The sequence below is a fragment of the Microcoleus sp. Pol14D4 genome (assembly GCF_036701245.1).
Taxonomy (GTDB): Bacteria; Cyanobacteriota; Cyanobacteriia; order Cyanobacteriales; family Microcoleaceae; genus Microcoleus.
Genome location: NZ_JAUBQM010000021.1, coordinates 67,607 through 76,389, shown reverse-complemented (window position 1 = coordinate 76,389; position 8,783 = coordinate 67,607). Strand labels below are relative to the sequence as shown.

Sequence of the window (8,783 nt, the reverse complement as noted above, 5' to 3'; positions counted from 1 at the left end):
TCTATCAATGGCTAAGTTTTAGTCTGAGATTACAAAGAGCGCTCCTAGTAATAGGGGCGCTTTTTGTTTGGGGAAAAATATTTTTAGAGACCTGCTTCTATCCGTTAAATCCCTTAAATCCCTTACCCCCTTACCTCCGTTACATCCATTCGTTGCTTTCCTTATTCCTTTTTACTTATTTTTTCTTCCTTTATTCTTTAGTTTTTTATGATTACTATAGAACATAGCCTCTAGGCCGATCGAGATACTGTGACATACTCCACGGGCGAAATCTTATATTATGGTCTAGGATTCCAATAGTCGGATTCAGGATATGTTGGGCTTGCTATAAAGTGTTCGCTAGCAGCAATGCAATTGTGTCAATTCCAGAATCTAACCATAGACAAATGTAGCTGATCGGGAGTCGCTCCTCACCGTCCCAAGCGCTCTATCTGTAAGGAGAATTTGTATTATGAAAGATGGACAAGAAGTACGCCGCGTCTCCACACCCGTCATTGCTGGTGTTTGCGGGTTGGCTTTACTGGCAGGAGGGGGCATTGCCTGGTGGACCGCGAACCGTTCGCCAACCCCTGCAGTTACGCAGTCTTCTGCTCAAACTACCGCTCCGTCGCTGTCCCCAAGCCCTGCGGAATCTCCTGCTGTAGTTATCCCGGTACCCCTTCCAAATCCTGTACAAGTGCCACAGGTTCAGACGCCACAGGTTCAGACGCCGCAGGTTCAGACGCCGCAAGCTCAGACTCCGCAGGCTCTAGTCCCAAAGTCGCCGCAGCCAAAGCCTTTGCCGCAGACGGATGTCCAGACAGTGCAAGTCTACTGGGTTAAAGATGCCAGCGGTAAATTTGAGGGAGTTCCTACGAAAGTAGCGGTCAAACAAGCTGACAAGCCTGATGCAGCTTTACAAGCTGCTTTTAATAGTTTGTTGGCGGGGCCGAAGGATGGAACTGTTTCTAGCGAAATTCCTAAGGGGACAAAACTCAGGGGTTTAAGAGTTAAGAATGACGGAGTTTATGTCGATTTGTCAGCAGAATTTACTTCGGGGGGAGGGAGCAATTCCATGACTGGCCGGTTAGGGCAAGTTATCTATACCGCTACGAGTTTAAAACCGAATACCAAGGTTTGGATTTCGGTGGAAGGGAAGCCTTTAGAACTTTTAGGCGGCGAAGGTTTGGAGGTGGCTCAGCCGAGTACCCGCCAAAGTTTTGACAAAAATTTTCCCCTTTAGCAATTATGAGTCATTAGTTACAAGCCATTAGTCATCGGTCTGAAGGCCGATCGTAGGAATTGATAACTGATGACTCATGACTGAGGAGTGAGAACTGGCAACTAATTTTCAGTGCTTCGTAGTTAGGCTAAATGCCCGAAAGTGTAGGGCTTGCTGTTCGATCCTGCTGGCAAGCCGATCGCACACCATATTACACAGCTCAAAAATTAACTCGTCTTGCACCTTATAATAAGCTGAAGTTCCTTCACTCCGGCGAGTGAGGATACCAGCTTGGAGCATGAGTTTTAGGTGCTTAGAAACATTGGCTTGACTCGTTTGAGTAGCTTCCACCAATTCTTGCACGCATTTTTCGCCGTCGCGAAGCAAGTTCAAAATTCGTAAACGCATGGGTTCGCTCAAAATACTGAAATACTCAGCAACTTGTTGTACGACCTCTTGCGGGACAGGCTGGGATGACTTCATCAAACTCACCGGAGAGAAGTGATCGGGAAATATTAGCATTTATTCTGTCCATAACAATAAAGTAATCCTTTAATCCGGATTAATTCGCATCAACACTTGACCGTATTCGACAGGTTCGCCATTTTGAACTAAAATTTCCATCACTTGACCGGAGACTTCATCCGCATCGATCTCGTTCATCAGCTTCATCGCTTCGATAATACAGACTGTCTGATTGACCTTGATGCGATCGCCCACATTGACAAAAGGTGGCTCGTCGGGAGCAGCAGCGCGATAAAAGGTTCCTACCATGGGCGAGATAATGGGCACCCATTTCGTATCGACAGAAGCAGGTACGGCAGCAGGTACAGCGACAGGGGCGGTGACCGGGGTCTCAGCAGACTCGGCTCCTAAATTTTGGTTGACAGCAGGAGGTGACGCTAAGGTGGGGCTAGCAACAGCACCCAACGCGATGGGAGCGACTGTAGGCACGGCAGCAGGGAGCGCAGCAGCGGTTGCTGGTGAACTTGTCAGAATGCCTTTGCGTACTGTCAGTTCAATCTCTCCACTTTTTAAGGTCAGTTCCGAAATGCCAGTTTTGTCTAATACAGTTAGCAGTTCGCAAAGCTGGTTTAAGTCTAGTTGCACAGCAGATTCAAGGGTAATTAAGAATTGAAAATTGAAAATTCTGGTTCAGGCGAAGCTAGGATAATTCAGCGAGTTTGGAGGCAAAAGGGCCAGTTTTTAAGCTGTGAGCGATGAGTGTTGAATTTTGACTTCTTTAACTCATAACTCAGAACTAAAAACTCCCTTTTCCTCCCTCGTTTCTACTCTCGGCCGAGGTACTTGTCTTCACGAGTATCAATCCGAATCCGTTCTCCAATGGAAATAAATAGAGGCACCATAATCTGAGCGCCAGTGGAGAGGATGGCGGGTTTGCTGCCACCAGTGGCAGTATCTCCTTTGACTCCAGGATCGGTTTGTGTCACTTCCAAGACGACAGAGTTGGGCAGTTCCACTTCCAGGATTTGGTCGTTCCAGCGAAGGATATTGACTTCCATACCTTCATTGAGGTACTTGACACGATCGCCTATTTGCTTAGCATTGAGGCGGCTTTCCTCGTAAGTTTCCATATCCATAAAGACAAACTCGTCGCCCTCTTTATAGGTATGTTGCATCACGCTCTTTTCCAGGTTGGCTTGAGGCAAAGTCTCGCCTGCCCGGAAGGTTTGTTCTACTACGTTTCCGGTTTGGACGTTTTTTAATTTTGTCCGCACGAAAGCCGAGCCTTTTCCTGGCTTGACGTGGAGGAATTCGATAACCCGCCACACGCCGTTATTCCATTCAATTGAAACACCTGGTCGAAAGTCGTTACTAGAGATCATATAAATTTTTGCGGGCAATCCCGTCGCCTTGGGGCACGGGGGAACTACAGTCAGTCGATTTTAGATTTTAGATTTTAGATTTTAGATTTACTCCACAGATGAATTTGGGAGATTGAACCTTGGTCTAAAATTTTGATCTCTCCACGACAGGAGTCTGGGGATTGTATCCGTTTTTGAGCGGGTCAGGTTAAAGCTGCAGTTTAGCTGACGGCATCAAAAAAGCAATTGGCATTTTATTTTACCGTTCAAAGGGAGCAAGTGCTTTACTGAAATGTTAATGGCAGTGGGCAGTGGGCTGTTGTCAGTTGACTGTTGACTGTTGTTAGTGGGCAAATCCTCCCCAGCCAAACCAACAGACACTTTAGATGGGTAGCAGCTTAGAGGGCGGGCAGCGCTGTGGGAAGATAAGAGAGGCAATAAAAGTTAAAGTTATGTTGCATTGGCCTAATTTCTCGATCGATACGTGCAAGCGCTGGGGCAAAACCATCGCTTTAGCGCTCTTGCTGTTCACTCTCTCCCTGAGTTTCAGTTCAGTTTCCCATGCCAAACGCCCCAGCAGCAGTATGCCTGCTGGGAATGCGATTACCGACGGCCGGGCGCTGCTGCGCTACGCTTTACCTATTGACAATCAGACTGTGCGAGAGTTGCAAATCAGTCTCGAAGACATTGGCAACCACATACGGTCTAAACGTTGGGGGCCCATTAGCAGTGATGTCAGCAAGGCTTCCAGGATTCTCAACCTTCGGGAATCTGACCTTTTAGAGAGTATTCCGGATGGCAAAAAGCCGGAAGCTGAGGCGCTAGTTGCAGGAGTCAAGGAGAAAGTTGCTCAACTGGAAAAGGCTGTTGAGGCTAAAGACAGGGACAAAGTGATTGACTTGAAAGCCACAATCTTAGGTTCGGTAGGCGAAATCGAAGAATTGATGGTGACAAAGTTTCCGTTTGAAGTGCCTGCCAAGTATGCTAATCTGCCTCAACTAAAAGGGCGCGCTACTGTGGCTGTACAAACTGAAAAAGGGGAAATTACTGTTGTGGTTGACGGCTACAGCGCCCCGGTTACGGCTGGTAATTTTGTGGATTTGGTCGATCGAGGTTTTTATGACGGTTTGCCGTTTATTCGATCGGAAGAATCCTACGTTTTGCAAACGGGAGACCCCGAAGGCAAGGAAGTCGGTTTTATTGACCCAACTACTGGCAAATACCGGAATGTGCCGCTAGAAGTGCTCGTCAGGGACGAAAAAGAACCTATTTACGGGATTACTCTAGAAGATGCGGGACGTTATCGCGACGAGCCTGTTTTGCCTTTTTCTGCTTTTGGTACTGTGGCCATGGCCCGTACAGAAACTGACCCTGATAGCGCTTCTTCTCAGTTTTTCTTTTTCTTGTTTGAGCCTGAACTCACGCCCGCAGGCCTGAATTTGTTGGACGGCCGCTATGCTGTTTTTGGTTACATGATTGAAGGAAAAGAAGTTTTGGAGCAACTGAAGCAGGGAGACAAGATTGTATCTGCTAAGGTAGTTAAAGGAATCGAAAATTTGGTGCGACCTCAAGTTTAATTAACGAGGGCGATTGAAATCGCTTTTACACCAAAGTGACGGCGATTGAAATCGCTTTTACAGAAACAAAGCCCGCCTGCGCGGGCTGAAAAAATCAATAGTGACAGGGATTGAAATCTTTTCTAAATAAAGGTGACGGCGATTGAAATCGCTTTTACACAGACAAAGCCCGCCGGATCGGGCTGGAAGAATAGATAATTTTTATAGTTTCGTTATTGAAATCAGGAACTTAATCGAAAATATGGCTATTTTAGAATTTTTATTGGTAATAGGTTTGGGCGGATTCGCAGGCTTGTTGATTGTAAAAAATGTGAATGAAAGCAAGCAAAAGCAGCGGTTGGATGAGGCTTTTTATCAGTTGTTGGAAACTCAAAACAGTCAAATTTCGCTGATTCAACTGGCGGCTAATGCTAGGGTTGAGGCTGAAGTTGCTCAGCAGTATTTAACTCGGCAAGTGAAGATTTTTTCGGCGATTTTAGAGGTAGATGATGAAGGAGATACTTTTTATAGGTTTCCTAGGTTGCGCTTGCCACCGAGTTCCGGTAAGGAATGGTGAAGTGAGAAAGTGCGATCGACTAATTCAAATTTATGCAAGTTAAAGATATCGGTGAACAAGGCCTTTTAAGAATATTGCAAAAATTCTGTCCCGCAGAGATAGTGGGTGATGATTGCGCTGTCATGGCTACAACTCCCAACAAATCTCTAGCTATCACTACAGATATGCTGGTGGATGGAGTGCATTTTAGCGATCGCACTACGGGGCCTTATTACGCAGGATGGCGCGCCGCAGCAGCGAATTTGTCGGATCTCGCGGCTATGGGAGCAAAGCCTCTGGCGGTGACTGTAGCCCTCGCTGTGGCGGCGGATACGGCTGTGGAGTGGGTAGAAGAGTTTTATCGGGGGATGACGGCTTGCTTGCAAGAATATCATACGCCGATCGTCGGTGGCGATGTTGTGCGATCGCCCGTGGTGACGGTGGCGATTACTGCTTTTGGGGAGGTTGAGTGCGATCGTACCATTCGTCGGTCAAATGCGCGATCGGGCTGGGCGATTGTCGCTACTGGGGTTCACGGAGCATCGCGCGCGGGATTAGAATTGCTGTTAAATCCAGAATTCGGGCAAAATCTTACAGAAGTCGATCGGGCTTCCTTAATTCTCGCTCACCAGCGCCCTAAACCGAGGCTGGATGTTTTGCCGGTTGTTTGGGAGATTTTAGATTCTGCGGGTGAGTTTTCCATCGCCGGAATGGACAGCAGCGACGGTTTAGCTGATGCGATTATTCAAATTTGTCGGGCTAGCGGTGTTGGCGCAAAAGTCGATCGCACAAAACTACCAATTCCCGATATTTTCAGCGAAATTGTATCAACCGAAAAAGCTTTAGATTGGGCATTATACGGCGGGGAAGACTTCGAGTTAGTCCTGTTTTTGCCGATCGCAAATGCTGAGTTATTGGTAGAAAAAATAGGAAATGGAGCAGCAATTGTGGGAACCGCTACGGATAGCACTGATATCTGGTTGACTGATAGCAGCGGCATTTACCCTGATTCTAGATTAAAGCTCGATCGAGGATTTCAACACTTCTGAATTATCTCGCTTGTCCGCATAGGCTGACTTGGTTTGTATAGACGCGGTTTTAAGCGCCTGGTTTTTGCCCGTTACAGGTTTTCCGCCAGCGAACCGTTGACTCTGTTATTGTACGCAGTAGCCAGATTATTTTGGGTTTGCGTCCATTTTTCACTACCGGGTTCGCGATTATTTAAAACTATTTGATAACCAGTAATGGCAATTTCAATATTATTCGCTCTATTCCCACTGGGAAAGTCACTAATATGAATACTCAAATTTTCAATAAGACCGATAATTGAGCTAATTGTTTCTGAGTTTTCGCCGGTAATTAACTTCTGCGCCACTTGCTGTAAAGTCTCGGCAAAACTGGCATTGAGGAGATGTTGTCGCCCTTCCAGCATGGGGTAAATTACTGCTGTATCCCCGCTGCTATCTTGTTCGGCTTGCAATAATTCTAGGAAAAAGTTTGCATACTCTTGGAAATTTTCACTGACCGAGTTATTGCTATCTCCGTCATCGTTCATATCGAGGATTTGCGCTAGATAACGGGCAAGATGTCGGAGGAATTTAGCGCCATTTTCCCCTCCTTGTTCTGCTAAGGTTGATGCTACTAACTCACAAGTTTCCAGAAATCCACGATCGAGTAATTCTGAGTTATCCTGTAATATTTGTGCTTCTTCTCCGTTGGGAGCATTCAACAGGGTGTGAATTAATTGCATATAGGCTTGGGCGCGGTTTTCTTCCATTTTGGGGAGTTGTGAATAACACCGAGATTTATTTTATCATGATTGGGGGTGGGTTTTTGGGCTTGGTTCTGTTTTTTATGATTTTGACCGCAGATGTTGGCGGATGTATGCGGATCGACGTGGATAAATACGGTTTGAGTTAATCTTAACGTCTAGATAATGCTACCTTTAGCATTAATCTATTTAAGATTTGCTCGATCGCAATTACTGTCCAATCAATATCCGCTTCTGTGGTTTCTCGTCCCAGACTCAAGCGAATTCCGCCAACTGCCAGAGTTTTGCTATATCCCATTGCCAACAAAATTGGACTGGGAGTTATTTTCCCACTGTTACAAGCAGAACCAGAACTAATCCCTATTCCTGCTAAATTGAGCTGTCTTACTAAAGTTTTGCCTGTGACTTTCTCTGTGTCGCCGTCGGGAGAAACAATGCAAAAACTGACGTGGTGCGGGAGTCGGAAATATCGATCGCCAGTTGGTACTAAACTGGGTATATGAGCTAATCGGTCAAAAAGTCGATCGCGCAATGCAATTAACCTCGGCGTTTCCACATCTATTTCTTGCAATGCTAACTCCGCCGCCACCCCAAAACCGACGATTGTCGGCAGCGCTTGTGTCCCGGAACGCATTTTCAATTCTTGGCCACCACCGCCTAACATTGGCACTAATTCTACTCCCGGACGCACGTAAAGCGCGCCTGCACCTTGTGGCCCGTACAGTTTGTGACTGGAAAGGGAAAGCAAGTCTACAGGGAGTTTCTGCACGTCTACTTGCAGCTTGCCCGCAACTTGAACTGCATCGGTATGAAACATGATATTGCGATCGCGCGCAATTTGTCCTAATGCCTCGATTGGTTGCAGCGTGCCAACTTCGCTTTGTCCGTAAATGATTGAAATTAACACTGTATTCGATCGCAGGGACTCTTGCAAATCCAAAGGGTGAATGCGGCCAAATTTATCCACGGGTAGGCGCGTCACTTCCCATCCCAACTGTTCGAGTTGTCGCGCCGGTTCTGCTACTGCGGAGTGCTCTACGCTGGAGATAATAATATGCTGTGGCTTTGTATAAAGACGGGCAATTCCCAGAATTGCCAAATTGTCCGCTTCAGTGCCGCCACTGGTAAAAATCATCGATTCCGGTAGCGCGTTAATCAAGCTAGCAACCTGCATTCTTGCTAATTCTAAAGCTGTCGCCGCCCTTTGTCCCCACTCGTGCAAGCTGGAAGGATTTCCCCACTGCTGAGTCAGGGCTTTTTGCATGGCTTGAATCGCTTCGGGGCGTGCGGGTGTTGTGGCACTATAGTCTAGGTAAATTTGCATGATTTTAATGAGTTAGTTGTTAGTTGTTAGTTGTTAGTTGTTAGTTGTTATTGGTTATTGGTTATTGGTTATTGGTCAAGAGTCTGTGGGTGGTTTGCTTTTGGGTATTTTCTTAATTTTCAACGCTTGAGTATTTGCTTTGCTTTGAATTGAGTTTAGGTAAGCGTTGAGTTTGGGAGATAGTTCGTCTATTAAAGGTTTTATGCGCTCGATTTGCTCGGTGGTTAACAGGTGTCGGGCACAAGCTAATCTTAACCAGTGTCTTGTTTCATGCAGTGACCCCCGGGCTATTTTGATAAAACGTTGATTATCATTGTAGTTATACCGCCCATTCCCCTCGGCAATATTAGCACCAATACTATCGACTGACCTAACCAATTGTTGCCCAACTGTATTTTTAGCAAAGAAATCCCAGGATTGAACAATAAACCAAACTTCATTAGAAATTTGCTCTGCTAATTGATAAACCTGCAACTCTTGAAACCTAACCATACATTTAAAAGTTGAACATTGAACAATTATAACATCTTCCCAAAAAAGCACAACTAA

The 8,783-nt window shown here is 46.1% G+C and carries 10 protein-coding genes; 4 read left to right on the top strand and 6 right to left on the bottom strand.

Features of this window, described 5'->3' with window-relative positions:
• The first annotated feature begins 451 nt into the window (after window positions 1–451).
• Window positions 452–1,222 carry a GerMN domain-containing protein gene (locus QUA33_RS10750; RefSeq protein ID WP_333148589.1) on the top strand — a complete coding sequence of 257 codons (771 nt, stop codon included), beginning with the start codon at window positions 452–454 and terminating at the stop codon, window positions 1,220–1,222.
• Between the two features lie 108 nt (window positions 1,223–1,330).
• On the opposite strand, the gene QUA33_RS10745 is transcribed toward QUA33_RS10750, so the two are convergent.
• The 3 genes from QUA33_RS10745 to efp form a co-directional block, all read right to left on the bottom strand.
• Complete coding sequence (locus tag QUA33_RS10745) at window positions 1,331–1,723, bottom strand: ArsR/SmtB family transcription factor (RefSeq protein ID WP_006631662.1); 393 nt, start codon at window positions 1,721–1,723, stop codon at window positions 1,331–1,333.
• A gap of 30 nt (window positions 1,724–1,753) precedes the next feature.
• On the bottom strand, window positions 1,754–2,311 hold the full coding sequence (accB, locus tag QUA33_RS10740) for an acetyl-CoA carboxylase biotin carboxyl carrier protein (RefSeq protein ID WP_333067688.1): 558 nt from the start codon (window positions 2,309–2,311) through the stop codon (window positions 1,754–1,756).
• Window positions 2,312–2,490: 179 nt separating this feature from the next.
• The gene (gene efp / locus QUA33_RS10735) at window positions 2,491–3,048 is read right to left on the bottom strand and encodes an elongation factor P (RefSeq protein WP_333100978.1); all 558 of its coding nucleotides are present in this window, start codon (window positions 3,046–3,048) and stop codon (window positions 2,491–2,493) included.
• A gap of 431 nt (window positions 3,049–3,479) precedes the next feature.
• Between efp and QUA33_RS10730 the strand changes: the two genes are divergently transcribed.
• From QUA33_RS10730 to thiL, 3 genes are all read left to right on the top strand, one after another.
• On the top strand, window positions 3,480–4,604 hold the full coding sequence (locus QUA33_RS10730) for a peptidylprolyl isomerase (RefSeq protein ID WP_333148588.1): 1,125 nt from the start codon (window positions 3,480–3,482) through the stop codon (window positions 4,602–4,604).
• 241 nt (window positions 4,605–4,845) lie between these two features.
• Window positions 4,846–5,160 carry a hypothetical protein gene (locus tag QUA33_RS10725; protein WP_333148587.1) on the top strand — a complete coding sequence of 105 codons (315 nt, stop codon included), beginning with the start codon at window positions 4,846–4,848 and terminating at the stop codon, window positions 5,158–5,160.
• A 32-nt stretch (window positions 5,161–5,192) separates the two neighbouring features.
• Window positions 5,193–6,188, top strand: a complete 996-nt coding sequence (gene thiL / locus QUA33_RS10720; RefSeq protein WP_333148586.1) for a thiamine-phosphate kinase — start codon at window positions 5,193–5,195, stop codon at window positions 6,186–6,188.
• A 71-nt stretch (window positions 6,189–6,259) separates the two neighbouring features.
• Here the strand turns inward: thiL and QUA33_RS10715 are convergent, their stop codons facing one another.
• The 3 genes from QUA33_RS10715 to QUA33_RS10705 all read right to left on the bottom strand — a co-directional run.
• The gene (locus tag QUA33_RS10715) at window positions 6,260–6,916 is read right to left on the bottom strand and encodes a hypothetical protein (protein ID WP_333148585.1); all 657 of its coding nucleotides are present in this window, start codon (window positions 6,914–6,916) and stop codon (window positions 6,260–6,262) included.
• 145 nt (window positions 6,917–7,061) lie between these two features.
• The gene (locus tag QUA33_RS10710; RefSeq protein WP_333148584.1) at window positions 7,062–8,234 is read right to left on the bottom strand and encodes a cysteine desulfurase family protein; all 1,173 of its coding nucleotides are present in this window, start codon (window positions 8,232–8,234) and stop codon (window positions 7,062–7,064) included.
• A gap of 75 nt (window positions 8,235–8,309) precedes the next feature.
• Window positions 8,310–8,783: four helix bundle protein (locus tag QUA33_RS10705; protein WP_333224390.1), on the bottom strand; the 474-nt coding region annotated here is incomplete at its 5' end.